Source organism: Enterobacter kobei, assembly GCF_001729765.1.
Taxonomy (GTDB): domain Bacteria; phylum Pseudomonadota; class Gammaproteobacteria; order Enterobacterales; family Enterobacteriaceae; genus Enterobacter; species Enterobacter kobei.
The window spans coordinates 4,263,298-4,287,164 of sequence record NZ_CP017181.1 but is presented as its reverse complement, the minus strand read 5'-3'; the positions used below and the strand labels follow the sequence as shown (position 1 = coordinate 4,287,164).

The 23,867-nt window shown below is 54.8% G+C and carries 24 protein-coding genes and 1 tRNA gene; 18 read left to right on the top strand and 7 right to left on the bottom strand.

The genetic code is table 11. The annotated features are described in order from the left end of the window. Positions 1 to 263 precede the first annotated feature (263 nt). From BFV64_RS20755 to mtr, 12 genes are all read left to right on the top strand, one after another. Positions 264 to 340 (top strand) — tRNA-Met (locus BFV64_RS20755). Between the two features lie 207 nt (positions 341 to 547). Beyond that, positions 548 to 1,000 (top strand): ribosome maturation factor RimP, encoded by a 453-nt coding sequence (rimP, locus tag BFV64_RS20750; protein ID WP_014833432.1) that lies wholly within the window; start codon positions 548 to 550, stop codon positions 998 to 1,000. A 28-nt stretch (positions 1,001 to 1,028) separates the two neighbouring features. Then, on the top strand, positions 1,029 to 2,531 hold the full coding sequence (gene nusA, locus BFV64_RS20745; RefSeq protein WP_014885374.1) for a transcription termination factor NusA: 1,503 nt from the start codon (positions 1,029 to 1,031) through the stop codon (positions 2,529 to 2,531). Positions 2,532 to 2,555: 24 nt separating this feature from the next. Further along, positions 2,556 to 5,243, top strand: coding sequence for a translation initiation factor IF-2 (gene infB, locus BFV64_RS20740; RefSeq protein WP_069602412.1), 2,688 nt, complete (start codon positions 2,556 to 2,558; stop codon positions 5,241 to 5,243). An 87-nt stretch (positions 5,244 to 5,330) separates the two neighbouring features. Further along, complete coding sequence (rbfA, locus tag BFV64_RS20735; protein WP_014885372.1) at positions 5,331 to 5,735, top strand: 30S ribosome-binding factor RbfA; 405 nt, start codon at positions 5,331 to 5,333, stop codon at positions 5,733 to 5,735. Then, positions 5,735 to 6,685: a tRNA pseudouridine(55) synthase TruB gene (gene truB, locus BFV64_RS20730; protein ID WP_045134770.1), complete on the top strand. Its 951-nt coding sequence runs from the start codon at positions 5,735 to 5,737 to the stop codon at positions 6,683 to 6,685. The genes rbfA and truB overlap by 1 nt, the downstream gene beginning before the upstream one ends. Positions 6,686 to 6,839: 154 nt before the next feature. Beyond that, positions 6,840 to 7,109 (top strand): 30S ribosomal protein S15, encoded by a 270-nt coding sequence (gene rpsO, locus BFV64_RS20725; protein ID WP_003861789.1) that lies wholly within the window; start codon positions 6,840 to 6,842, stop codon positions 7,107 to 7,109. Between the two features lie 242 nt (positions 7,110 to 7,351). Beyond that, on the top strand, positions 7,352 to 9,490 hold the full coding sequence (gene pnp / locus BFV64_RS20720) for a polyribonucleotide nucleotidyltransferase (RefSeq protein WP_023331391.1): 2,139 nt from the start codon (positions 7,352 to 7,354) through the stop codon (positions 9,488 to 9,490). A 109-nt stretch (positions 9,491 to 9,599) separates the two neighbouring features. Further along, positions 9,600 to 10,484 (top strand): lipoprotein NlpI, encoded by an 885-nt coding sequence (nlpI, locus tag BFV64_RS20715; protein WP_013098912.1) that lies wholly within the window; start codon positions 9,600 to 9,602, stop codon positions 10,482 to 10,484. Positions 10,485 to 10,591: 107 nt separating this feature from the next. Beyond that, positions 10,592 to 10,672, top strand: coding sequence for a protein YrbN (yrbN, locus tag BFV64_RS25605; RefSeq protein ID WP_097397692.1), 81 nt, complete (start codon positions 10,592 to 10,594; stop codon positions 10,670 to 10,672). Further along, the gene (locus tag BFV64_RS20710; RefSeq protein ID WP_014885369.1) at positions 10,665 to 12,560 is read left to right on the top strand and encodes a DEAD/DEAH family ATP-dependent RNA helicase; all 1,896 of its coding nucleotides are present in this window, start codon (positions 10,665 to 10,667) and stop codon (positions 12,558 to 12,560) included. The genes yrbN and BFV64_RS20710 overlap by 8 nt, the downstream gene beginning before the upstream one ends. A gap of 142 nt (positions 12,561 to 12,702) precedes the next feature. Then, a complete protein-coding gene (gene mtr / locus BFV64_RS20705) occupies positions 12,703 to 13,947 on the top strand; it encodes a tryptophan permease (protein WP_045134771.1) in 1,245 nt (414 codons plus the stop codon). A gap of 62 nt (positions 13,948 to 14,009) precedes the next feature. Here mtr and BFV64_RS20700 read toward each other — a convergent pair whose 3' ends face one another. The 3 genes from BFV64_RS20700 to ubiU all read right to left on the bottom strand — a co-directional run bounded on the left by BFV64_RS20700 (position 14,010) and on the right by ubiU (position 16,977). Continuing rightward, a complete protein-coding gene (locus tag BFV64_RS20700) occupies positions 14,010 to 15,017 on the bottom strand; it encodes a luciferase-like monooxygenase (protein WP_069602411.1) in 1,008 nt (335 codons plus the stop codon). A gap of 78 nt (positions 15,018 to 15,095) precedes the next feature. Next, positions 15,096 to 15,974 (bottom strand): U32 family peptidase, encoded by an 879-nt coding sequence (locus BFV64_RS20695; protein WP_045134772.1) that lies wholly within the window; start codon positions 15,972 to 15,974, stop codon positions 15,096 to 15,098. A 7-nt stretch (positions 15,975 to 15,981) separates the two neighbouring features. After that, complete coding sequence (gene ubiU / locus BFV64_RS20690; RefSeq protein ID WP_014885366.1) at positions 15,982 to 16,977, bottom strand: ubiquinone anaerobic biosynthesis protein UbiU; 996 nt, start codon at positions 16,975 to 16,977, stop codon at positions 15,982 to 15,984. A gap of 211 nt (positions 16,978 to 17,188) precedes the next feature. Here ubiU and ubiT point away from each other — a divergent pair, with 211 nt between their 5' ends. Beyond that, on the top strand, positions 17,189 to 17,713 hold the full coding sequence (gene ubiT / locus BFV64_RS20685) for a ubiquinone anaerobic biosynthesis accessory factor UbiT (protein WP_014885365.1): 525 nt from the start codon (positions 17,189 to 17,191) through the stop codon (positions 17,711 to 17,713). Next, complete coding sequence (locus tag BFV64_RS20680; RefSeq protein WP_045281411.1) at positions 17,707 to 18,210, top strand: GNAT family N-acetyltransferase; 504 nt, start codon at positions 17,707 to 17,709, stop codon at positions 18,208 to 18,210. Before ubiT ends, BFV64_RS20680 begins: the two co-directional genes overlap by 7 nt. Here BFV64_RS20680 and BFV64_RS20675 read toward each other — a convergent pair. Beyond that, the gene (locus tag BFV64_RS20675) at positions 18,197 to 18,526 is read right to left on the bottom strand and encodes a GIY-YIG nuclease family protein (protein WP_023331388.1); all 330 of its coding nucleotides are present in this window, start codon (positions 18,524 to 18,526) and stop codon (positions 18,197 to 18,199) included. The two genes, BFV64_RS20680 and BFV64_RS20675, sit on opposite strands and share 14 nt — an antisense overlap. 14 nt (positions 18,527 to 18,540) lie before the next feature. Between BFV64_RS20675 and BFV64_RS20670 the strand changes: the two genes are divergently transcribed. After that, positions 18,541 to 18,975, top strand: coding sequence for a YhbP family protein (locus BFV64_RS20670; protein ID WP_023331387.1), 435 nt, complete (start codon positions 18,541 to 18,543; stop codon positions 18,973 to 18,975). Here the strand turns inward: BFV64_RS20670 and BFV64_RS20665 are convergent. After that, positions 18,955 to 19,473 carry a type 1 glutamine amidotransferase domain-containing protein gene (locus BFV64_RS20665; protein WP_014885361.1) on the bottom strand — a complete coding sequence of 173 codons (519 nt, stop codon included), beginning with the start codon at positions 19,471 to 19,473 and terminating at the stop codon, positions 18,955 to 18,957. The two genes, BFV64_RS20670 and BFV64_RS20665, sit on opposite strands and share 21 nt — an antisense overlap. A gap of 128 nt (positions 19,474 to 19,601) precedes the next feature. On the opposite strand from BFV64_RS20665, the gene BFV64_RS20660 reads away from it, so the two are divergent. The 3 genes from BFV64_RS20660 to BFV64_RS20650 all read left to right on the top strand — a co-directional run bounded on the left by BFV64_RS20660 (position 19,602) and on the right by BFV64_RS20650 (position 22,586). Beyond that, the gene (locus BFV64_RS20660) at positions 19,602 to 20,246 is read left to right on the top strand and encodes an NAD(P)H-binding protein (protein ID WP_045281412.1); all 645 of its coding nucleotides are present in this window, start codon (positions 19,602 to 19,604) and stop codon (positions 20,244 to 20,246) included. Between the two features lie 40 nt (positions 20,247 to 20,286). Beyond that, positions 20,287 to 21,324: a permease gene (locus tag BFV64_RS20655; RefSeq protein ID WP_014885359.1), complete on the top strand. Its 1,038-nt coding sequence runs from the start codon at positions 20,287 to 20,289 to the stop codon at positions 21,322 to 21,324. Positions 21,325 to 21,428: 104 nt separating this feature from the next. Beyond that, entirely contained in the window at positions 21,429 to 22,586 is a 1,158-nt protein-coding gene (locus tag BFV64_RS20650) for a DDE-type integrase/transposase/recombinase (RefSeq protein WP_045282386.1), read from the top strand. Between the two features lie 84 nt (positions 22,587 to 22,670). Here BFV64_RS20650 and dolP read toward each other — a convergent pair whose 3' ends face one another. Continuing rightward, positions 22,671 to 23,246, bottom strand: coding sequence for a division/outer membrane stress-associated lipid-binding lipoprotein (gene dolP, locus BFV64_RS20645; protein ID WP_014171764.1), 576 nt, complete (start codon positions 23,244 to 23,246; stop codon positions 22,671 to 22,673). A 9-nt stretch (positions 23,247 to 23,255) separates the two neighbouring features. After that, positions 23,256 to 23,846 (bottom strand): DnaA initiator-associating protein DiaA, encoded by a 591-nt coding sequence (gene diaA, locus BFV64_RS20640; RefSeq protein WP_003861754.1) that lies wholly within the window; start codon positions 23,844 to 23,846, stop codon positions 23,256 to 23,258. Positions 23,847 to 23,867 lie beyond the last annotated feature (21 nt).

The window sequence follows — 23,867 nt, the reverse complement described above, 5'->3', positions numbered from 1 at the left end:
TGATTAGAGACCGCTTTCGCTCTCTTGTGCATTTTTATGCAAAATAAGTGAGTATTCATTTAATCATCTTTTATCGAATACCGGAAGAGACTCGTGCGTTTTTTGTAAAAAATTTGGTCTGTTTCGTCTGATGGAAGTTGGGTTGACAGGTGGGGTCAACTATCAATATACTAAACGCCGATTTTACGTCCCGTCTTCGGTACCAAATCCCAGCATTATTTGCAAATTCTGTCCAAAACGCGTAGAATTTGCCACGTTTCAGGCGCGGGGTGGAGCAGCCTGGTAGCTCGTCGGGCTCATAACCCGAAGGTCGTCGGTTCAAATCCGGCCCCCGCAACCACTTTCCCATAAAGTTCTTTTTCAAATATACTGTGAAGACTCAGAGCCTTCGTAGCTGGATTTGAAAAAATTCTTTCGGAGAGTGCTCCAGGCCACAGTTGTGGCTATAGGGTTCAGTTATCTAAAGCCCCGATTTATCGGGGTTTTTTGTTATCTGACTACAGAATAACTGGGCTTTACGCCCTTTTTTTATGTCTTGGGGGTGGGCTTGTCCACATTAGAGCAAAAATTAACAGAGATGATTACTGCACCGGTCGAAGCACTGGGCTACGAACTGGTCGGCATCGAATTCGTTCGCGGCCGTACATCGACGCTGCGCATCTATATTGATAGTGAAGATGGCATCAATGTTGATGATTGTGCTGATGTCAGCCACCAGGTGAGTGCGGTTCTTGATGTTGAAGACCCAATTACCGTTGCGTACAACCTGGAAGTTTCCTCACCTGGCCTCGATCGTCCGATGTTCACGGCCGAGCACTATGTGCGCTTTACCGGTGAAGAAGTGGCTCTCGTTCTGCGTATGGCCGTACAGAACCGCCGTAAATGGCAGGGAATTATCAAAGCCGTTGATGGTGAAATGATCACGGTGACAGTCGAAGGCAAAGATGAAGTGTTCGCGCTGAGTAATATCCAGAAGGCGAACCTGGTTCCCCACTTTTAACAGTCTGGATTGAGGTGAAAAGCCCGCGATGAACAAAGAAATTTTGGCTGTTGTTGAAGCCGTTTCCAACGAGAAATCACTGCCGCGTGAGAAGATTTTCGAAGCGCTGGAAAGTGCACTGGCTACAGCAACCAAGAAAAAATACGAACAAGAGATCGATGTTCGCGTAGAAATCGATCGTAAAAGCGGTGACTTCGATACATTCCGTCGTTGGGTAATTGTTGAAGAAGTGACCCAGCCGACCAAAGAGATCACGCTGGAAGCGGCACGTTTTGAAGACGAAAGTCTGAACGTGGGTGACTACGTTGAAGATCAGATTGAATCTGTCACCTTTGACCGTATCACTACCCAGACCGCGAAACAGGTTATCGTGCAGAAAGTGCGCGAAGCCGAGCGCGCACTGGTGGTTGATCAGTTCCGCGATCAGGAAGGCGAAATCATTACCGGCGTGGTGAAGAAAGTAAACCGCGACAACATCTCTCTGGAGATCAAATCCGAAGGGATGCCGGGTAACGCTGAAGCGGTGATCCTGCGTGAAGACATGCTGCCGCGTGAAAACTTCCGCCCGGGCGACCGTATCCGTGGTGTGCTGTACGCCGTGCGTCCTGAAGCGCGTGGTGCTCAACTGTTCGTGACCCGTTCTAAACCGGAAATGCTGGTTGAACTGTTCCGTATCGAAGTACCGGAAATCGGTGAAGAAGTCATCGAAATCAAAGCGGCGGCTCGCGATCCGGGCTCCCGTGCGAAAATTGCGGTGAAAACGAACGACAAGCGTATCGACCCGGTCGGTGCTTGCGTCGGTATGCGTGGTGCGCGTGTTCAGGCGGTATCTACCGAGCTGGGCGGCGAACGTATTGATATCGTTCTGTGGGATGACAACCCGGCGCAATTCGTGATCAACGCAATGGCTCCGGCAGATGTGGCGTCTATCGTTGTTGACGAAGACAAACACACCATGGATATCGCTGTTGAAGCGGGCAACCTGGCGCAGGCGATTGGCCGTAACGGTCAGAACGTACGTCTGGCGTCACAGCTGAGCGGCTGGGAACTCAACGTAATGACCGTTGACGACCTGCAGGCCAAGCATCAGGCTGAAGCCCATGCGGCGATCGATACCTTCACCAAATACCTCGACATTGACGAAGATTTCGCCACTGTTCTGGTTGAGGAAGGTTTCTCTACGCTGGAAGAACTGGCCTATGTGCCAATGAAAGAGCTGCTGGAAATTGACGGTCTGGATGAACCAACCGTTGAAGCCCTGCGTGAACGCGCTAAAAACGCACTGACCACCCTGGCACTGGCTCAGGAAGAAAGCCTTGGCGATAAGAAGCCGGCTGATGACCTGCTGAATCTGGAAGGTCTTGATCGTGCGATTGCGTTCAAGCTGGCTGCCCGTGGTGTTTGTACGCTGGAAGATCTCGCTGAGCAAGGCGTTGATGACCTGGCTGATATCGAAGGTTTAACCGACGAGAAAGCCGGCGAACTCATCATGGCCGCACGTAATATTTGCTGGTTCGGCGACGAAGCGTAATAAACTGTAGCAGGAAGGAACAGCATGACTGATGTAACTGTAAAATCGCTGGCTGCTGAGATTCAGACCTCCGTGGACCGCCTGGTACAGCAATTTGCTGATGCAGGGATCCCGAAGTCCGCTGATGACTCGGTGACCGCGCAAGAAAAACAAACCTTGTTAACGCACCTGAACCGTGAGCACGGTTCTACGCCTGACAAGTTAACGCTGCTGCGCAAAACGCGCAGCACGTTGAATATTCCTGGTACCGGTGGCAAAAGTAAATCGGTACAAATTGAAGTCCGCAAGACGCGCACCTTTGTAAAACGTGATCCGCAAGAGGCAGAACGCCTTGCCGCGGAAGAGCAGGCACAGCGTGAAGCGGAAGAACAAGCTCAGCGTGAGGCGGAAGCTGCCGCCAAACGCGAGGCAGAATTAAAAGCTGAACGTGAGGCCGCAGAAAAAGCGAAACGCGACGCCAGTGATAAAGTGAAGCGTGACGCTGCGGAAAAAGACAAAGTGAGCAATCAACAGACAGACGAAATGACCAAAACTGCCCAGGCTGAAAAAGCCCGTCGTGAAAATGAAGCTGCCGAACTGAAGCGTAAAGCCGAAGAAGAAGCACGCCGCAAGCTCGAAGAAGAAGCTCGCCGCGTCGCTGAAGAAGCACGCCGTATGGCAGAAGAAAACGAGAAGAACGGTGTGAATACCGTTGAACCGACTGAAGACACCAGCGACTATCACGTCACCACTTCTCAGCACGCACGTCAGGCTGAAGATGACAACGACCGTGAAGTAGAAGGCGGCCGTGGCCGTGGTCGTAATGCAAAAGCTGCGCGTCCGGCGAAGAAAGGTAACAAGCACGCTGAATCCAAAGCCGATCGTGAAGAAGCACGCGCTGCTGTTCGCGGTGGTAAAGGTGGCAAGCGTAAAGGTTCCGCTCTGCAGCAGAGCTTCCAGAAGCCCGCTCAGGCTGTTAACCGTGACGTCGTGATCGGCGAAACCATCACCGTTGGCGAACTGGCGAACAAGATGGCGGTTAAAGGCTCTCAGGTCATCAAAGCGATGATGAAGCTGGGTGCAATGGCGACCATCAACCAGGTTATCGACCAGGAAACCGCGCAGCTGGTTGCCGAAGAGATGGGCCACAAAGTTATCCTGCGTCGTGAAAACGAGCTGGAAGAAGCCGTAATGAGCGACCGTGATACTGGCGCTGCGGCTGAACCGCGTGCACCGGTTGTGACCATTATGGGTCACGTTGACCACGGTAAAACTTCTCTGCTTGACTACATTCGTTCTACGAAAGTTGCCTCTGGCGAAGCGGGTGGTATTACCCAGCACATCGGTGCTTACCATGTAGAAACCGACAACGGTATGATTACCTTCCTGGATACCCCAGGCCACGCAGCGTTTACGTCTATGCGTGCTCGTGGTGCTCAGGCAACGGATATCGTTGTGCTGGTTGTTGCTGCAGACGACGGCGTAATGCCGCAAACCATCGAAGCTATCCAGCACGCGAAAGCGGCGCAGGTGCCTCTGGTTGTTGCAGTCAACAAAATCGATAAGCCAGAAGCCGATCTGGACCGTGTTAAAAACGAACTGTCTCAGTATGGCGTTATGCCGGAAGAGTGGGGCGGTGAAGCACAGTTCATCCCAGTATCTGCTAAAGCGGGTACCGGTATTGACGACCTTCTGAACGCTATCCTGCTGCAGGCTGAAGTTCTGGAGCTGAAAGCCGTGCGTAAAGGTATGGCGAGCGGTGCGGTGATCGAATCCTTCCTGGATAAAGGTCGTGGCCCGGTTGCAACCGTTCTGGTTCGTGAAGGTACCCTGCTTAAGGGCGATATCGTTCTGTGTGGCTTCGAATACGGTCGTGTTCGTGCGATGCGTAACGAACTGGGTCAGGAAGTGCTGGAAGCGGGTCCGTCCATTCCAGTTGAAATCCTCGGTCTGTCCGGTGTGCCGGCTGCCGGTGACGAAGTGACCGTCGTGCGTGACGAGAAGAAAGCGCGTGAAGTGGCACTGTATCGTCAGGGCAAATTCCGTGAAGTTAAACTGGCTCGTCAGCAGAAATCTAAACTCGAGAACATGTTTGCTAACATGACCGAGGGTGAAGTTCACGAAGTGAACGTTGTGCTGAAAGCTGACGTTCAGGGTTCTGTGGAAGCGATCTCCGACTCCTTGCTGAAACTGTCTACCGACGAAGTGAAAGTGAAGATCATCGGTTCTGGCGTAGGTGGCATCACCGAAACCGACGCGACCCTGGCTGCTGCGTCCAACGCCATCCTGGTAGGCTTCAACGTGCGTGCTGATGCTTCTGCTCGCCGCGTGATCGAAGCGGAAAGCCTGGATCTGCGCTACTACTCCGTCATCTATAACCTGATCGACGAAGTGAAAGCGGCGATGAGCGGCATGCTGTCTCCTGAGCTGAAACAGCAGATCATCGGTCTGGCTGAAGTGCGTGACGTGTTCAAATCACCGAAATTCGGTGCGATCGCGGGCTGTATGGTTACCGAAGGTACCATCAAGCGTCACAACCCAATCCGCGTACTGCGTGACAACGTGGTTATCTACGAAGGTGAGCTGGAATCTCTGCGCCGCTTCAAAGATGACGTTAACGAAGTCCGTAACGGCATGGAATGTGGTATCGGTGTGAAGAACTACAACGACGTACGCGTTGGCGATATGATCGAAGTGTTCGAAATCATCGAGATCCAACGCAGCATCGATTAATTGAGATCGTAGGCCGGGTTAGCGAAGCGCCATCCGGCAATTATTTCAAAAGGGGCTTAAGCCCCTTTTTTGTCTGGAGAATTTATTATGGCGAAAGAATTTGGTCGCCCACAGCGCGTGGCGCAGGAAATGCAAAAAGAGATCGCGCTTATCCTGCAACGCGAAATTAAAGACCCTCGCATCGGCGTGATGACCACCGTGTCCGGCGTGGAAATGTCCCGTGACCTGGCCTACGCCAAAGTGTTCGTCACCTTCCTGAACGATCAGGACGAAGCGGCCGTGAAGAACGGCATTAAAGCGCTGCAGGAAGCCTCCGGGTTTATCCGCTCTCTGCTCGGCAAAGCGATGCGTCTGCGTATCGTGCCTGAGCTGACCTTCTTCTACGACAACTCGCTGGTAGAAGGTATGCGTATGTCCAATCTGGTGACCAGCGTGGTGAAACATGACGACGAACGTCGTGTTAACCCGACGGACGACAGCAAGGAGGACTAATGAGTCGTCCTCGTCGTCGTGGTCGCGACGTGCATGGCGTGCTGCTGCTGGACAAACCGCAGGGGGCATCCAGCAACGACGTGCTGCAAAAAGTGAAGCGTCTTTATAACGCCAACCGGGCGGGCCACACCGGCGCGCTCGATCCGCTGGCGACCGGTATGCTGCCGATCTGCCTGGGAGAGGCGACAAAGTTTTCCCAGTATCTGCTCGACTCCGATAAGCGTTACCGCGTTATCGCGAAGCTCGGCCAGCGCACGGATACCTCCGACGCGGATGGCCTGGTCGTGGAAGAACGTCCGGTGACCTTCAGTGCTGAACAGCTTGACGCTGCGCTGGAGAGCTTCCGCGGGGACACGATGCAGGTGCCGTCGATGTATTCCGCCCTGAAATACCAGGGCAAGAAACTCTACGAATATGCGCGTCAGGGCATTGACGTTCCGCGCGAAGCTCGTCCGATAACCGTGTATGAGCTGCTCTTTATTCGCCACGAAGGTGATGAGCTGGAGCTGGAAGTGCAATGTTCCAAAGGGACGTACATTCGTACCATCATCGACGACCTCGGTGAAAAACTGGGCTGCGGTGCGCATGTTATTTACCTGCGCCGTCTGGCTGTGAGTAAGTATCCGGTTGAGCGAATGGTGACGCTTGAGCACCTGCGCGAGCTGGTTGAACAGGCGGAAGTACAGGGGATCGCGCCAGCAGCGTTGCTGGATCCCTTGCTGATGCCAATGGACAGTCCGGCAGCGGACTTCCCGGTGGTTAATCTTCCTTTAACATCGTCCGTTTACTTTAAGAACGGCAACCCGGTTCGCACGGCGGAAGCTCCGCTGGAAGGGCTGGTGCGCGTGACCGAAGGTGACGACGGTAAGTTTATCGGCATGGGCGAAATGGATGGCGAAGGGCGCGTTGCGCCGCGTCGTCTGGTCGTCGAATATCCGGTCGACGCGTGACGGTGATAACGCCTCATCTTGCGATAAGCAGGGGAGACGAGTAGAATATTGCCGCTTAACGCCTGGTAAATTGTTTAACAATCTGCGAGGCGTACATGGGGTCGCTGAATTAGAGATCGGCACCCTTACATTCTTTATACTTTGGAGTTTTAAAATGTCTCTAAGCGTTGAAGCTAAAGCTAAAATCGTTTCTGAGTTTGGTCGTGGTACTAACGACAGCGGTTCTACCGAAGTTCAGGTTGCTCTGCTGACTGCACAGATTAACCACCTGCAGGGTCACTTTGCAGAGCACAAAAAAGATCACCACAGCCGTCGTGGTCTGCTGCGTATGGTTTCTCAGCGTCGTAAACTGCTCGACTACCTGAAACGTAAAGATGTTGCACGTTACACCGCGCTGATCGAGCGTCTGGGTCTGCGTCGCTAAGTCTTGCGAGTTTCAGAAAAGGGGGCCTGATGGCCCCTTTTTTCAACCAGACGGCAGCAATTCACTGGAAACTATTGTATTGTTGCTATAAATGATCTTCATTGCAGAGGTTCGCGCGGCTAATGAGAGGCTTCACCCATGGGGGTGTCGGTTGTCATTAGTCGCGAGGATGCGAAGAAGGTCGGGTTAAATCGACAGCACGCCGGTGGTGTGCTGTCATACATTTAAGAAAGGACAGAATTTTGCTGAATCCGATCGTTCGTAAATTCCAGTATGGTCAACATACCGTCACGCTGGAAACCGGCATGATGGCACGTCAGGCTACTGCTGCCGTTATGGTAAGCATGGATGACACCGCGGTGTTCGTCACCGTAGTGGGCCAGAAAAAAGCTAAACCAGGTCAGGACTTCTTCCCGCTGACCGTTAACTACCAGGAGCGTACCTACGCTGCCGGTAAAATCCCTGGTGGTTTCTTCCGTCGTGAAGGCCGTCCAAGCGAAGGCGAAACTCTGATCGCGCGTCTGATTGACCGCCCGGTTCGTCCGCTGTTCCCGGAAGGCTTCGTTAACGAAGTACAGGTTATCGCAACCGTAGTTTCCGTTAACCCACAGGTTAACCCGGACATCGTTGCGATGATCGGTGCATCTGCAGCCCTGTCACTGTCTGGTATTCCATTCAATGGCCCAATCGGTGCCGCGCGCGTGGGTTACATCAATGACCAGTACGTGCTGAACCCAACTCAGGAAGAGCTGAAAGAAAGTAAGCTGGACCTGGTTGTTGCCGGTACTGAAGCGGCGGTTCTGATGGTTGAATCCGAAGCAGAACTGCTGAGCGAAGACCAGATGCTGGGCGCTGTGGTCTTCGGCCACGATCAGCAGCAGATCGTTATCCAGAACATCAACGACCTGGTGAAAGAAGCCGGTAAGCCACGTTGGGACTGGCAGCCAGAAGCAGCAAACGACGCGCTTAACGCACGTGTTGCGGCACTGGCAGAGTCTCGTCTGAGCGACGCGTACCGCATCACCGACAAACAGGAGCGCTATGCTCAGGTTGATGTGATCAAATCTGAAGTGACCGCGACCCTGGTTGCTGAAGACGAAACGCTGGACGCTAACGAAATTGGCGAAATCCTGCACGCTATCGAGAAAAACGTTGTTCGTAGCCGCGTACTGGCCGGCGAGCCGCGTATTGATGGCCGTGAAAAAGACATGATCCGTGGTCTGGATGTGCGTACTGGCGTACTGCCACGTACTCACGGTTCCGCACTGTTTACCCGTGGTGAAACGCAGGCCCTGGTCACCGCGACCCTGGGTACCGCTCGTGACGCACAGATCATCGACGAACTGATGGGCGAGCGCACTGACAACTTCCTGTTCCACTACAACTTCCCTCCGTACTCCGTAGGGGAAACCGGCATGGTTGGCTCGCCGAAGCGTCGTGAAATTGGTCACGGTCGTCTGGCGAAGCGCGGCGTGCTGGCCGTGATGCCAGAAGCTGACAAATTCCCGTACACCGTACGTGTGGTGTCTGAAATCACCGAATCTAACGGTTCTTCTTCCATGGCTTCCGTATGTGGTGCTTCTCTGGCACTGATGGATGCAGGCGTGCCGATCAAAGCCGCTGTTGCGGGTATCGCAATGGGCCTGGTGAAAGAAGGCGACAACTTCGTTGTTCTGTCTGACATTCTGGGTGACGAAGATCACCTCGGCGATATGGACTTCAAAGTGGCGGGTTCCCGCGACGGTATCTCTGCACTGCAGATGGATATCAAAATTGAAGGTATCACTAAAGAGATCATGCAGGTTGCTCTGAACCAGGCTAAAGGTGCGCGTCTGCACATCCTGGGCGTGATGGAACAGGCGATTAACGCGCCGCGTGGCGACATTTCTCAGTTCGCTCCACGTATCCACACCATCAAGATCAATCCAGACAAGATCAAAGATGTTATCGGTAAGGGCGGTTCCGTAATCCGTGCGCTGACCGAAGAGACGGGCACCACCATCGAAATCGAAGATGACGGTACTGTGAAGATCGCAGCAACCGACGGCGAGAAAGCGAAATTCGCTATCCGTCGTATCGAAGAGATCACCGCTGAAATCGAAGTGGGCCGTATCTACAACGGTAAAGTGACCCGTATCGTTGACTTTGGCGCGTTCGTTGCCATCGGTGGCGGTAAAGAAGGTCTGGTTCACATCTCTCAGATCGCTGACAAGCGCGTTGAGAAAGTGACCGATTACCTGCAGATGGGTCAGGAAGTACCGGTTAAAGTTCTGGAAGTTGACCGCCAGGGCCGTATCCGTCTGAGCATTAAAGAAGCAACCGAGCAGTCTCAGCCTGCTGCGGCGCCGGAAACTCCGGCTGCTGAACAGCAAGGCGAGTAAGGTTGCCATTTGCCCTCCGCATTGCGGAGGGCCTGGTATCAGGCAGGACGCCTTGTTAAGCCGCCGGGGGACAGGACGTTCATCCAATAGTTGTCTTCGGGAGTGGGAAATGAAGCCTTTTTTGCGCTGGTGTTTCGTTGCGACAGCTTTAACGCTGGCAGGATGCAGCAACTCTGCCTGGCGTAAGAGCGAAGTCCTCGCAGTGCCATTGCAACCGACTTTGCAGCAGGAAGTGATTCTGGCACGCATGGAACAAATTCTTGCCAGTCGGGCTTTAACCGATGACGAACGCGCACAGCTTTTATATGAGCGCGGAGTGTTGTATGATAGTCTCGGTCTGAGGGCATTGGCGCGAAATGATTTTTCACAAGCGCTGGCTATCCGACCTGATATGCCTGAAGTATTCAATTACTTAGGCATTTATTTAACGCAGGCAGGCAATTTTGATGCTGCCTATGAAGCGTTTGATTCTGTACTTGAGCTTGATCCAACTTACAACTACGCGCACTTGAATCGCGGTATCGCATTGTACTACGGCGGTCGTGATAAGTTAGCGCAAGATGATCTGCTGGCGTTTTATCAAGACGATCCTAATGATCCTTTCCGTAGCCTGTGGCTTTACATCGTTGAGCAGAAGCTCGATGAGAAGCAGGCAAAAGAGGCCCTGAAACAGCGCTTCGATAAATCGGACAAGGAACAGTGGGGATGGAACATTGTCGAGTTCTACCTGGGCAACATTAGCGAAGCAACGCTGATGGAACGCCTCAAGGCGGACGCAACGGATAACACCTCGCTCGCTGAGCATCTCAGTGAAACCAACTTCTATTTAGGTAAGTACTACCTAAGTCTGGGGGATAAGGACAGCGCTACGGCACTGTTCAAATTAGCGGTTGCTAACAACGTACACAACTTCGTTGAGCACCGTTATGCATTGTTGGAATTATCGCTCTTGGGCCAGGAGCAAGACGACCTGGCAGAATCGGACCAGCAATAGCTGACGACATAAACATCAGCCCGTAATCTTTTGATTGCCATCACCTTAACTGGTGAGGGCGTTGTTGTTCGTCAATACACCTACTTTGAGCCGGTTCACACTTTTCAATGAAAATTGCTAATCATTTTCACGATGAGCTAAGTAGACTGGCCGCCATTAATATCGAGGCACTTGTACTACATGGCTGAATTCGAAACCACTTTTGCAGATCTGGGCCTGAAGGCTCCTATCCTTGAAGCCCTTAACGATCTGGGTTACGAAAAACCATCTCCGATCCAGGCTGAGTGTATCCCACACCTGCTTTCTGGTCGTGACGTGCTGGGCATGGCCCAGACTGGTAGCGGTAAAACTGCAGCGTTTTCGCTGCCGCTGCTGAACAACATCGATCCGGACCTGCGTGCACCGCAGATCCTTGTCCTGGCCCCAACCCGTGAACTGGCTGTTCAGGTTGCTGAAGCCATGACGGAATTCTCTAAACATATGCGCGGCGTAAACGTGGTAGCCCTTTACGGTGGCCAGCGTTATGACGTGCAGTTACGCGCCCTGCGCCAGGGCCCACAGATTGTTGTCGGTACGCCGGGCCGTCTGCTGGATCACCTGAAGCGCGGTACGCTGGATCTCTCTAAACTGAGCGGTCTGGTACTGGACGAAGCAGATGAAATGCTGCGTATGGGCTTCATCGAAGACGTCGAAACCATCATGGCGCAGATCCCAGAAGGTCATCAGACCGCGCTGTTCTCTGCCACCATGCCAGAGGCGATTCGTCGTATCACCAAACGCTTCATGAAAGATCCTCAGGAAGTGCGTATTCAGTCCAGCGTCACCACTCGCCCGGACATCAGCCAGAGCTACTGGTCTGTGTACGGCATGCGCAAAAACGAAGCGCTGGTACGTTTCCTGGAAGCGGAAGATTTTGATGCGGCGATTATCTTCGTGCGTACCAAAAACGCGACCCTGGAAGTGGCTGAAGCGCTGGAGCGTAACGGCTACAACAGCGCTGCACTGAACGGTGACATGAACCAGGCTCTGCGTGAGCAGACGCTGGAGCGCCTGAAAGACGGTCGTCTGGATATCCTTATTGCAACCGACGTAGCAGCACGTGGTCTGGACGTTGAGCGTATCAGCCTGGTTGTTAACTACGACATCCCGATGGATTCCGAGTCTTACGTTCACCGTATCGGCCGTACCGGTCGTGCGGGTCGTGCGGGCCGTGCGCTGCTGTTCGTTGAGAACCGCGAGCGTCGTCTGCTGCGTAACATCGAACGCACCATGAAGCTGACTATTCCAGAAGCTGAACTGCCAAACGCAGAACTGCTGGGCAAACGCCGTCTGGAAAAATTCGCCGCGAAAGTACAGCAGCAGCTGGAAAGCAGCGATCTGGATCAGTACCGTGCACTGCTGTCGCAGATTCAGCCTACGGCTGAAGGCGAAGAGCTGGACATGGAAACCCTGGCTGCGGCACTGCTGAAAATGGCGCAGGGCGAACGTACTCTGATCGTGCCACCTGATGCGCCAATGCGTCCTAAGCGTGAATTCCGTGACCGTGACGATCGCTTTGAACGTCGTGGCGACCGTAACGATCGTGGCCCACGTGGTGACCGTCCAGAGCGTGGTGGTGAAGACCGTCCACGTCGTGAACGTCGTGAAGCGGGCGATATGGAACTGTACCGCATTGAAGTGGGCCGTGATGATGGTGTTGAAGTTCGTCACATCGTTGGCGCTATCGCTAACGAAGGCGACATCAGCAGCCGTTACATCGGTAACATCAAGCTGTTCGCATCCCACTCTACCATCGAGCTGCCAAAAGGTATGCCGGGTGAAGTACTGCAGCACTTTACTCGCACCCGCATCCTGAACAAGCCGATGAACATGCAGCTGCTGGGCGATGCTCAGCCACGTCCTGACCGTGGCGGTGAACGTCGTGGCGGTGGTCGCAGTTTCGGCGGAGAGCGTCGTGAAGGCGGTCGCACAGAAGGTCGCGGTGGTGAAGGTCGTCGTTTCTCCGGCGAGCGCCGCGAAAACCGTGGCCCACGTCGTGAAGAAGGCACCAGCCGTCGTCGTTTCGGTGACGCGTAAGCCTTACGCTTCTGACGTAAAGTAAAATATACAGCCCCGATAAATGCTATCGGGGCTTTTTTTATTCCCTTTGTACTCTTGTACTGGTACAGTGCGTCACACTAAAATGCAGAACCGCATAATTGACTGGAGAAAAGGCTGTATGGCGACACTAACCACCACCCAAACGTCACCTTCGCTGCTTGGCGGCGTGGTGATCATCGGCGGAACCATTATAGGTGCCGGGATGTTTTCCCTGCCTGTGGTCATGTCCGGTGCGTGGTTCTTCTGGTCGCTGGCGGCGCTGGTCTTTACCTGGTTCTGTATGCTCCATTCCGGGCTGATGATCCTTGAGGCGAACCTCAACTACCGCATTGGCTCCAGCTTCGACACCATCACCAAAGATCTGCTGGGCAAGGGCTGGAACCTGGTAAACGGGCTTTCCATCGCGTTTGTGCTCTACATTCTGACCTACGCGTACATTTCCGCGAGCGGTTCGATACTGCACCACACCTTTGCTGAGATGTCGCTAAACGTTCCGGCGCGTCTGGCGGGTCTGTGTTTTGCTCTGGGCGTGGCCTTTATCGTCTGGATGAGTACCAAAGCGGTGAGCCGCATGACGGCGATTGTGTTGGGCGCCAAGGTCATCACCTTCTTCCTGACCTTCGGTAGCCTGCTGGGGCACGTCACGCCCGCCACGCTGTTTAATGTCGCGGAAGCGAATACTTCCTACACCCCGTACCTGCTGATGACGCTGCCGTTCTGTCTGGCGTCGTTCGGTTACCACGGTAACGTGCCGAGCCTGATGAAGTACTACGGCAAAGATCCCCGTACCATTGTGAAGTGTCTTGTCTACGGTACGCTGCTGGCGCTGGGTCTGTATGTGATTTGGCTGCTGGGGACGATGGGCAACATCCCGCGTCCGGAATTTATCGGCATTGCCCAGAAGGGCGGTAACATCGACGTGCTGGTGCAGGCGCTGAGCGGCGTGCTGAACAGCCGCAGCCTGGATCTGCTGCTGGTGATCTTCTCTAACTTTGCGGTGGCGAGCTCTTTCCTGGGCGTGACGCTGGGCCTGTTTGACTACCTGGCGGATCTGTTTGGCTTTGATGATTCCGCGATGGGACGTTTCAAAACGGCGCTGCTGACGTTCCTGCCGCCCGTTGCGGGGGGGCTGCTGTGGCCGAACGGTTTCCTGTACGCCATCGGCTATGCGGGTCTGGCGGCAACCATCTGGGCGGCGATTGTGCCGGCGCTGCTGGCGCGTAAATCACGTAAACGCTTCGGTAGCCCTAAATTCCGCGTCTGGGGTGGCAAACCGATGATTGCACTGATCCTGGTATTTGGGGTGGGTAACGCGGTGGTTCACGTGCTGTCGAGCTTTAATCTGTTGCCGGTATACCAGTAAAACGTGCGGCTTGCCCCCTCACCCCGACCCTCTCCCAAAGGGAGAGGGAGCAAAGCAAAAAACTACCCCACCAACTCCTCTTTCACCTGCATCGCCAAATCAAACGAATGCAAACGCGCCTGGTGATCGAAAATCTGGCCGTTAACCATAATCTCATCCGCCTGCGTTTCACGCAGCACCGCTTCCAGACCGTGCCGCACTTTCGCTTTATCCCCCACCAGCGACATGCTCAGCGCCTGCTGCACGCCATACTGCTCAGAGGCAGACCACAGCTGATGCATATTCTCCACTGGCGGTGGAAGTTGCCCGGTCTCACCGCGGCGCAGCTTCACAAACGCCTGCTGCATGGAGGTAAACAGGAATTCAGCATCGCGATTACTGTCGGCGGCAATGATGTTAATACACACCATCGCGTACGGTTTCTCCAGACGTTCAGACGGTTTAAAGTTCGTACGATAGAGATGCAGAGCCTGATGCAGCATATCCGGTGCGAAATGCGAGGCAAACGCAAACGGCAAACCCAGCTGCGCGGCGTGCTGCGCGCTATAAAGACTTGAACCCAGCAGCCACACCGGGATCTTCTCGCCGTAGCCCGGCACCGGGCGCACGTGTGGGTTCGGATCGCGCGCGTCAAACCAGTCAACCAGTTCAGCCACATCGCGCGGGAAGTTGTCGATATCGCCGCTCATATGGCGACGCAGGGCGCGCATGGTCGGCTGGTCGCTACCCGGCGCACGACCCAGCCCCAAATCAATACGGCCAGGATAGAGGGTATTCAGCGTGCCAAACTGCTCGGCAATCACCAGCGGGGCGTGGTTCGGCAGCATCACGCCACCGGAGCCCAGGTGCAATGTCGTTGTGTTCGCCGCCAGATAACCAATCAGAACCGAGGTGGCGGCGCTGGCAATGCCAACCATGTTGTGGTGCTCGGCCAGCCAGTAGCGATGGTAGCCACGCTTTTCAGCCAGTTGAGCCAGATCGAGAGAATGCGAAAAGGCTTCTCTGGCAGAGGAGCCTTGTGGGATCGGCGCCAGGTCCAGCACCGAAAACGGAAGGGTTTTGTCAGTCATAACAGCTCACTTTGTCGACGGTCAATCTTTAATACTGCATTAAAAAATGATAACCGTTGTTAACAAAGTGAGCCTTTTTTAGGCCTGCAGTTCCAGCCCGGCCAGGCGTTTCCAGTAACCATTACAGTCGCTGTTTGCCGTTAGCGGCAGCGGAGCTGCGCCGGTTTCATTTGCGCGGAAGGCGTCCAGCATCGCGAACACGCCGGTATCCAGAGGGGATAAACGCACTATGTCCACCAGGCCGTCCATCGACGCCAGTTCGTTGCCCAGGTTATAGACATAGCCGCTCATGGTCTGGATCCCGTTCAGGACAAACACCTGCTGATTTTCCTGGGATAGCACGCTGCGCCCGTTCGGGTACTTGATGCAGCAGGTTTCACACTCGTCTTTCGGGCGATCTTCCGAACGCGCGGAAAAGCAGCGCGCGGAATAAGCCAGCGGAAGATGGCCGTAGCTCAGCACTTCCACTTCAAACTGATTGCGAATGCCGAGATCGTCACACTGCGTCAGCAGGTTTACCAGCCAGTCGCGGGAGAGTTCCACCGGCATACACCAGCGCGTCATTCCCTGTTTGAGCAGCAGGCGCAGCGTGACGGCGTTATAGCAGTTCAGTGCATGACCCGCGACGAACGGTAACTTACGTTCGGCGCACATGTTCACCACGCCCAGGTCGCTTGCTTCCAGCAGGAACTCACCGTTTTCAACGTAGCGTTTCAGTTCACCCAGTTCGGACGAGGCTTGCACCAGCGCGAGCGTCGAGAGCACCACCTGTTTACCGCTTCCGGCGAGACTTTTCGCCATCTCCAGCCAGTCGCCCACTTTGGTGGCGCGGCGCTTGCTGCACACGGCTTCACCGAGATAAATCACATCAGCGCTGCTGGTGGCGGCCTGTTGGTAAAAATCTTCCAGCGTCTCTTTTGGCCAGTAGTAGAGCACCGGTCCTAATGAATATTTCATGGTTATCTCACTGCCATTTACGGTGATACGCGCCAAGCGTCGTTTGCGTGCCTTCGGACATAGAACCGAGCGTTTCCATCCAGGCTGCCTGCGGAGCATAGTTTTGCGGGTCCGCCATGCAGCGGTCGATAGCCTGACGCCAGACTTTCGCCACCTGGCTCACATAGGCCGGGCTACGCTGGCGACCTTCAATTTTTACCGAGGCAATATTCGCCGCCAGCAGTTCCGGCAGCAGCTCCAGCGTGTTGAGGCTGGTAGGCTCTTCCAGCGCGTGGTAGCGCTCACCGTCAACCAGATATCGGCCTTTGCATAACGTTGGATAACCCGCGTTTTCGCCGTCCTGATAGCGGTCAATCAACACTTCATTCAGGCGTGATTCCAGCCCCTGCGGGGTTTGTTGCCAGCGGACAAAGCGGGCAGGAGAGCAGGCCCCAACGGTATTGGGTGATTCACCGGTTAAATAAGAAGAAAGGTAGCAACGGCCTTCGGCCATGATGCACAGGCTGCCAAAGGCAAAAACTTCCAGCGGCACTGGCGTGACGCGCGCGAGTTGCTTAACCTGATGAATGGAGAGCACGCGGGGCAGCACCACGCGAGCGACGTCAAAGTGTTGATGATAAAAACGCACGGCCTCTTCATTCGTGGCTGATGCCTGAACAGAGACGTGGCGCTCAATATGCGGATAGCGTTCTGCCGCATACTCAAGCATGGCGAGGTCGGCCAGGATTAACGCATCGGCACCCAGCTGTGCGGCCATATCTACCGCGCGCTGCCAGCGGGCATAGCCGTCAGGATGCGCAAAGGTATTAATGGCAATATGCAGTTTGCGGCGGTGCTGGTGAACGAAGTTAACGGCTTCCTGAAGCTTTTTCTCCGTAAAGTTGAGGCCAGCAAAATGGCGGGCGTTGGTATCATCTTTCAGCCCGATATAGACCGCATCGGCCCCATTTTCGATGGCCGCCTTAAGCGCCGGTAGGTTACCGGCAGGGCAGAGCAGCTCCATAAATTATCCTGATGTAGTCGATCGCAAAATTGTTAACGAGCTGGGATTTTAATTAACCCCTGGGCGACAATTTTTGATTTAAGGCAGCTAATGGCGTATTGATGACACCAATAATGAGCGTCACCGGACGACGGTTTGTTGATTTACGCCGCTATGTTGTGCGTCGGATATGGCAAAATAGCGGGACTATTGCTATCAGGGAGTAAAGCTCGTGCTGGATAAACTGCGTTCACGTCTCGTACAATTCGGTCCATCAATGCTGAGCGTGCCGGTGAAACTGGCGCCGTTCGCGCTAAAACGTCAGGTGCTCGAGCAGGTCCTGAGCTGGCAATTCCGCCAGGCGCTGCAGGACGGCGAGCTGGAGTTTCTGGAAGGCCGCTGGCTGAGCATTGAGGTGCGTGACATCGGGCTGCGCTGGTTTACCTCGGTTGAGAATGATCAACTCATTGTGCGTGAGTCCGCCGAGGCGGATGTGAGCTTTAGCGCCAGTGCCAGCGATCTGCTGATGATCGCCGCGCGTAAACAGGACCCGGATACGTTATTCTTCCAGCGCCGTCTGGTCATTGAAGGCGATACGGAGCTGGGTCTGTACGTGAAAAATTTAATGGATGCCATTGAGCTGGAGCAGATGCCGAAAGCGCTGCGCGTGATGCTGATGCAAATGGCAGATTTCGTTGAGGCCGGGCTGAAAACCCCGCCTGACAGTAAACACACTTCAGTAGGTGAGCCATGCTGATTCGAGTCGAAATTGGGATTGATGCACCGGGTATCGATGCGTTGTTACGCCGCGCTTTTGAGAGCGATGCGGAGGCCCAACTGGTCCACGATCTCCGTGAAGACGGCCTGATTACTTTAGGGCTGGTAGCCACCGATGACGAAGGTCAGGTTGTTGGCTATGTTGCCTTCAGCCCGGTAATCGTTCAGGGCGAAGATCTGCAGTGGGTAGGCATGGCACCGCTGGCGGTCGATGAGAACTATCGCGGCCAGGGCCTGGCGCGCCAGCTGGTGTATGAAGGGCTGGACTCGCTGAATGAGTTTGGCTATGCCGCCGTGGTCACGCTGGGCGATCCGGCATTTTATGGCCGCTTAGGCTTCGAGCAGGCCGCGCATTACGATCTGCGCTGCCGCTGGCCGGGTACCGAATCCTCCTTCCAGGTACATCGCCTGGCGGATGATGCCCTGAACGGTGTGAGTGGCCTGGTTGATTACCACGATCACTTCAATCGTTTCTGAGCAGGCTTTCGCGTAGCGCCTCAAATGAGCCGTCTCCGGTAACGAGGCGCTCTTTCTGGCGCTTCGTCAGCTGTTTAATCCGGTATTCCAGCCTGAGCGCCAGCGACCTGTCGCCGACGGCGGCGTAAAAAGCCAGCTGAAGTTCACCTTTCCCCCGCAGCGCTTTTGCCCCTTTCCCCGTTTGATGTTGTAAAAAACGCCGCGCCACATCGGTAGTGATCCCGGTGTAGAGTGCGTTATCAGCGGTTCGGACGAGATAGAGAAACCAGCACACGGTAAACAGATTCAGTATGTTAAGGTGAACGCACCATAGCATGAGAGAGAGCGAAAATGGAAACACTGGCAGCCATTAACCGCTGGCTGGCGAAGCAGCATGTCGTCACCTGGTGCGTCTGTAAAGACGAAGAGATGTGGTGCGCGAACGCCTTTTATTACTACGATCCCGAGCGCGTAGCCTTCTATGTCATGAGCGAAGACAAAACGCGGCATGCGCAAATGACCGGCCAGCAGGCGAAGGTGGCGGGTACGGTAAATGGCCAGCCCAAAACGGTCGCGCTGATCCGTGGCGTGCAGTTCAAGGGAGAGATCCGTCGGCTGGAGGGAGAAGAGAGCGACGCGCGCCGTAAGCACTACACGCGCCGCTTCCCGGTTGCCGCTGCGTTAAAAGCCCCGGTGTGGGAAATCCGCCTCGATGAGCTGAAATTTACCGACAACACGCTGGGCTTTGGCAAGAAGCTTCACTGGCTACGCGCCGAGCAGGCGTAGCGCTTCCCGGTTAAACGCCGGAAGATCGTCCGGGGTCCGGCTGGTGATCAACTGGTCTTTGTCGTTGACCACTTCCTGATCGTAAAACTCAGCCCCCGCATTTTTCAGATCGATCACGATCGGTTTCACCGCCGTCAGCTTACGTCCGCGGACCACGTCGGCGCTGATCAGCAGCTGCGGGCCGTGACAGATAGCAAAGACCGGTTTTCCGGTAGCGACAAAGTCACGTGTGAAAGTGACGAAACGCTCGTCCCCGCGCAGGGAATCCGGTGAATGGCCGCCGGGTAACAGCAGGGCGTCGAAATCAGACGGGCTGACGTTATCGATGGTTTCGTCGATGGTCACGCTGGCTTCGCCCTTATGGCCTTTCACCGTTTTGCCCGCTTCTTTCTCAATGGTAATGACCTCATGTCCCGCCTTGCGGAATGCCTCTGCAGGAGAGGTGAATTCTGAATCTTCAAACTCGTCGGTAATCAAGACTGCGATTTTCTTGCCCATGCTTCCTCCGTTGTTTTGGCTTCAGACTGATTTTTCTCCGCTTGTGGTAAATACTTACCTGTAACAGACTTCTAAGTGTGGTCGACCACGCTGAGTTCGCAAACGGACAATTCTGTAAAGGGGATACGATGAGCCAGGTACTGATTACGGGCGCAACCGGGCTGGTCGGCGGGCATCTGCTGCGGCTGCTGATCCAGGATCGCCATATTAACTATATCGCCGCACCGACGCGTCGCCCGCTGCTGGATATCTCCGGCGTCTTTAACCCGCACGACCCGCAGCTCACCGACGCGCTGGCGCAGGTGCAGGACCCGATTGATATCGCCTTTTGCTGCCTCGGTACGACGCGGCGTGAGGCGGGCAGTAAAGAAGCCTTTGTCCATGCGGATTACACCCTGGTGGTGGATACCGCACTGACGGCGAAAAAATTGGGGGCAAAGCATTTTCTGGTGGTCAGTTCTCACGGCGCGAGCAACGGCTCGCCGTTTTTTTACAACCAGGTGAAGGGCAAGATGGAAGAGGCGCTGATTGCCCAGAAGTGGGAATATCTGACCATTGTGCGGCCTTCTATGCTGATGGGGCACCGCGACGAACGGCGCTTTAACGAGTTTGTTTTCGCTCCGCTGTTTCGCATCCTGCCGGGTAACTGGAAGTCCATTGAGGCGCGGGATGTCGCGCAGGCGATGCTGAAAGAGGCGCTGGCACCGTCGCAGGAAGGGGTCAATATCATCCCTTCGGCAAAACTGCGTGAAATCGCGCAGGGCGAGGCGTAAACTTCTCCGGCTTATTCAATAACACTCTCCGGGGAATGGTATGACTGGTCAGTCTTCATCTCAGGCGGCGACACCTGTCCAATGGTGGAAGCCCGCACTCTTCTTTCTCGTGGTCATCATTGGCCTCTGGTATGTGAAATGGCAGCCGTACTATGGCAAGGCCTTCACCGCCGCCGAAACGCACAGCATTGGTAAATCGATACTCGCGCAGGCGGATGCCAGCCCGCTGAAGGCGGCGTGGGATTACGCCATGGTCTACTTCCTGGCTGTCTGGAAAGCTGCGGTATTAGGCGTCTTGTTAGGGTCGCTGATTCAGGTACTTATTCCGCGAAACTGGCTGGTGAAAACCCTCGGGCAGCCACGCTTTCAGGGCACCTTGCTGGGGACGATTTTCTCTCTGCCGGGCATGATGTGTTCATGCTGTGCAGCCCCTGTGGCCGCAGGAATGCGCCGTCAGCGTGTCTCGATGGGCGGTGCGCTGGCGTTCTGGATGGGCAACCCGCTGCTCAACCCGGCAACGCTGGTGTTTATGGGCTTTGTGCTCGGCTGGCATTTTGCGGCTATCCGCCTGGTTGCCGGGCTGCTGACGGTGCTGGTGGTGGCGACGCTGGTGCAAAATCTGGTGAAAGAGAAAGCGCCAGAGCCCGCTTCTGTTGAGCTGGACATCAGCGAGCCGCAGGGCGGTTTCTTTGCCCGCTGGGGTAAAGCGCTGTGGCAACTTTTCTGGAGCACCATTCCGGTTTATATCCTGGCGGTTCTGGTGCTCGGTGCGGCGCGCGTCTGGCTGTTCCCGCATGCGGATGGCGCGATTGATAACACGCTGATGTGGGTGATTGCGATGGCCGTTGCTGGCTGCCTGTTTGTGATCCCAACGGCGGCTGAAATTCCGATTGTTCAGACCATGATGCTGGCTGGCATGGGCACCGCGCCCGCGCTGGCGCTGCTTATCACCTTGCCGGCCATTAGTTTGCCGTCGCTTGTCATGCTGCGTAAGTCTTTCCCGGCAAAAGCGCTGTGGCTGACAGCGGGGCTGGTAGCGTTAAGTGGGGTGCTGGTGGGAAGCATTGCGCTTCTGTGAAAAAAAAGCCCGGTGGCGCAACGGTATGAACCGGAAACATGGGTAACACTTTAGACCGGATACATGGGTAACAGTTATAACTGGCATAGAAGAGGAGACTCGCTATGCCCTGGACTGAGACCCGACCTATGCAACGCCTTGATTTTATCCGTGCCTGCCATGCAGGTACGGACTCCTTCTCCGCGCTTTGCCGTCTTTTTGGCATCAGCCGTAAAACCGGCTATAAATGGCTTCAGCGTTTTGACCCTTCTGACCTGTCATCTCTCTCGGACCGGTCGCGTGCGCCACGCTCCCACTCCCGGACGGTTCCTGATGATATCGCCGGACACCTGACTGCCCTGCGTCAAAAACACCCTGACTGGGGGCCAAAAAAACTGCGGATGTGGTTGCTCAATCATCACGTCGATTTTACCGTACCTGCCGCCAGCACTATCGGCGATATCCTCAAGCGCGAAGGCCTGGTTCCGGATAAAAAACGAAAACGCAGAACACCAGGCAATCGCCAGCCCCTGACCATCATCAGTGAGAACAATCAGGTCTGGAGCGCTGATTTTAAAGGCAAGTTCAGGCTGCTCAGCAGAGAGTACTGCCATCCTTTCACCCTGACCGATAATCACAGCCGGTATCTGCTCAGCTGCCGGGGAACACACCGTGAGAGTGAACCCTTTGTCAGAGAGTGCCTGACGGATGCGTTCCTGGAATATGGTCTGCCGGAAGTGCTTAGAACCGATAACGGCCAGCCCTTCGCGGGAACAGGAATAGCCGGATTAAGTCGTCTTGCCGTCTGGCTAATCAAGCTGGGCATCAGGCCGGAGCGTATCAGAAAGGGGCATCCGGAAGAAAATGGCCGCCATGAGCGAATGCACCGCTCCCTGAAAAGTGCGGTGAAACAGGGCAACACCTTCATGACGATGGAAGAACAACAGCGGTGGTTCAGTGACTACCGGAAAGAATTTAACTACGAAAGGCCGCATGAAGCACTGGCGGGAGCAACGCCCGGAACGGTATGGCAACCCTCAAACCGACACTGGGATGGCCGTGTTCCTGAATATGCTTATCCGGAAGGAGGTACAGTCTACAGGGTGAAATCGAGGGGGACCCTCTATATGGGAAAAAAGGGTACGGTGTTCCTGAGTGAAGCACTGACTGGGGAGTACATCATGCTGGAAGAACAAGATGATGGCCTTGAGGCCATCATCTTTAATGGGATAACGCTTGCGTACTACGACCGAAAAACCCAGAGTGTGCTCCGGATAGACTAAAAGTGTTACCTATGTTCCCGGTCTGATCTGTCACCTATGTATCCGGTCATACACAACGCTTACCGGGCCTACAGTGAGGTTTTTTTATTTGATGTAAGTAAACGCGGTGGTGACGTGCTTCACGCCGCTGACCCGGCTGGCGATATCCGCTGCCGCTTTCCCTTCACGGTCGGTAACCAGACCCAGCAGGAACACTTCACCGTTTTCGGTCGTCACTTTTACGTTTGAGGATTTCACCTGATCTGAACCCAGCAGCTGGGAACGGACTTTTGTGGTGATCCAGGTGTCAGACGACGCCGTACCCAGGCTGATTGGCTGGCCCTGACGGATTTCATTGAAGACTTCCGTAGTGCCCTCAACGCCCATGGCGATCTGCTTCGCGCGGCTGGAGAGTTCGGTATTCGGTGACTGACCCGTCAGCAGGACTTTGCCCTGATAAGCCGTCACGTTGATACGCGCTTCTTTCTTAATTTGTTCGTCTTTCGACAGCGCACTGTTGACGCGCAGCTCCAGCGTACCGTCATCCACCTGCGTTCCTACAGAGCGTGGATCGGTCGCCGCTTTTGTGCCTACTGCGGCAGTACCCACGACAGCCGCAGCGATACATCCCTGAAGCAGCAATGCAGACATAAGGACTGCGAGGGTCGATAAAGCCTTCATAAAAACTCCTTAATCATCCTGGTGAGGGAAAAGCGTGTTATCGATCAAATCGCATAAGCAGTTTACCGTGAGCATATGCATCTCCTGAATGCGTGCGCTTCGGTGAGACGGAATGCGGATTTCCACATCCTGCGGCCCCAGCAGACCCGCCAGTTCACCACCGTCATAGCCGGTTAAGGCGACGATAGTCATGTCTCGGGTGACCGCGGCTTCAACGGCTTTGACAATGTCCCGGCTGTTGCCGCGCGTGGAGATGGCCAGCAGCACATCACCGGCATGCCCCAGGGCGCGCACCTGCTTTGCGTAAATTTCGTCATGCAGACGATCGTTAGCAATCGCTGTTAAGACCACATTATCGGTATTAAGTGCAATGGCAGGTAAACTCGGGCGTTCGGTTTCAAAACGATTAATCATGCTGGCAGCAAAATGCTGTGCGTTGGCGGCTGAGGTACCGTTGCCACAACAGAGGATTTTGTTGCCATTAAGCAGGGATTGCACCAGCGTCATTGCAGCACGAGAGATCGCGTCCGGAAGGGCTTCCGCCGCGGCAATCTGAGTCTGGATGCTTTCTGTGAAGCACACTTTAATTCTTTCGAGCACGTTATCCCTTTTAAATCGTAA

Coding starts and splice junctions, on each gene's coding strand:
- nusA (WP_014885374.1), top strand. CDS start 1,029: ATGAACAAAGAAATTTTGGCTGTTGTTGAAGCCGTTTCCAACGAGAAA.
- infB (WP_069602412.1), top strand. CDS start 2,556: ATGACTGATGTAACTGTAAAATCGCTGGCTGCTGAGATTCAGACCTCC.
- rbfA (WP_014885372.1), top strand. CDS start 5,331: ATGGCGAAAGAATTTGGTCGCCCACAGCGCGTGGCGCAGGAAATGCAA.
- truB (WP_045134770.1), top strand. CDS start 5,735: ATGAGTCGTCCTCGTCGTCGTGGTCGCGACGTGCATGGCGTGCTGCTG.
- rpsO (WP_003861789.1), top strand. CDS start 6,840: ATGTCTCTAAGCGTTGAAGCTAAAGCTAAAATCGTTTCTGAGTTTGGT.
- nlpI (WP_013098912.1), top strand. CDS start 9,600: ATGAAGCCTTTTTTGCGCTGGTGTTTCGTTGCGACAGCTTTAACGCTG.
- yrbN (WP_097397692.1), top strand. CDS start 10,592: ATGAAAATTGCTAATCATTTTCACGATGAGCTAAGTAGACTGGCCGCC.
- BFV64_RS20710 (WP_014885369.1), top strand. CDS start 10,665: ATGGCTGAATTCGAAACCACTTTTGCAGATCTGGGCCTGAAGGCTCCT.
- mtr (WP_045134771.1), top strand. CDS start 12,703: ATGGCGACACTAACCACCACCCAAACGTCACCTTCGCTGCTTGGCGGC.
- BFV64_RS20700 (WP_069602411.1), bottom strand. CDS start 15,017: ATGACTGACAAAACCCTTCCGTTTTCGGTGCTGGACCTGGCGCCGATC.
- BFV64_RS20695 (WP_045134772.1), bottom strand. CDS start 15,974: ATGAAATATTCATTAGGACCGGTGCTCTACTACTGGCCAAAAGAGACG.
- ubiU (WP_014885366.1), bottom strand. CDS start 16,977: ATGGAGCTGCTCTGCCCTGCCGGTAACCTACCGGCGCTTAAGGCGGCC.
- BFV64_RS20680 (WP_045281411.1), top strand. CDS start 17,707: ATGCTGATTCGAGTCGAAATTGGGATTGATGCACCGGGTATCGATGCG.
- BFV64_RS20675 (WP_023331388.1), bottom strand. CDS start 18,526: ATGCTATGGTGCGTTCACCTTAACATACTGAATCTGTTTACCGTGTGC.
- BFV64_RS20670 (WP_023331387.1), top strand. CDS start 18,541: ATGGAAACACTGGCAGCCATTAACCGCTGGCTGGCGAAGCAGCATGTC.
- BFV64_RS20665 (WP_014885361.1), bottom strand. CDS start 19,473: ATGGGCAAGAAAATCGCAGTCTTGATTACCGACGAGTTTGAAGATTCA.
- BFV64_RS20660 (WP_045281412.1), top strand. CDS start 19,602: ATGAGCCAGGTACTGATTACGGGCGCAACCGGGCTGGTCGGCGGGCAT.
- BFV64_RS20655 (WP_014885359.1), top strand. CDS start 20,287: ATGACTGGTCAGTCTTCATCTCAGGCGGCGACACCTGTCCAATGGTGG.
- BFV64_RS20650 (WP_045282386.1), top strand. CDS start 21,429: ATGCCCTGGACTGAGACCCGACCTATGCAACGCCTTGATTTTATCCGT.
- dolP (WP_014171764.1), bottom strand. CDS start 23,246: ATGAAGGCTTTATCGACCCTCGCAGTCCTTATGTCTGCATTGCTGCTT.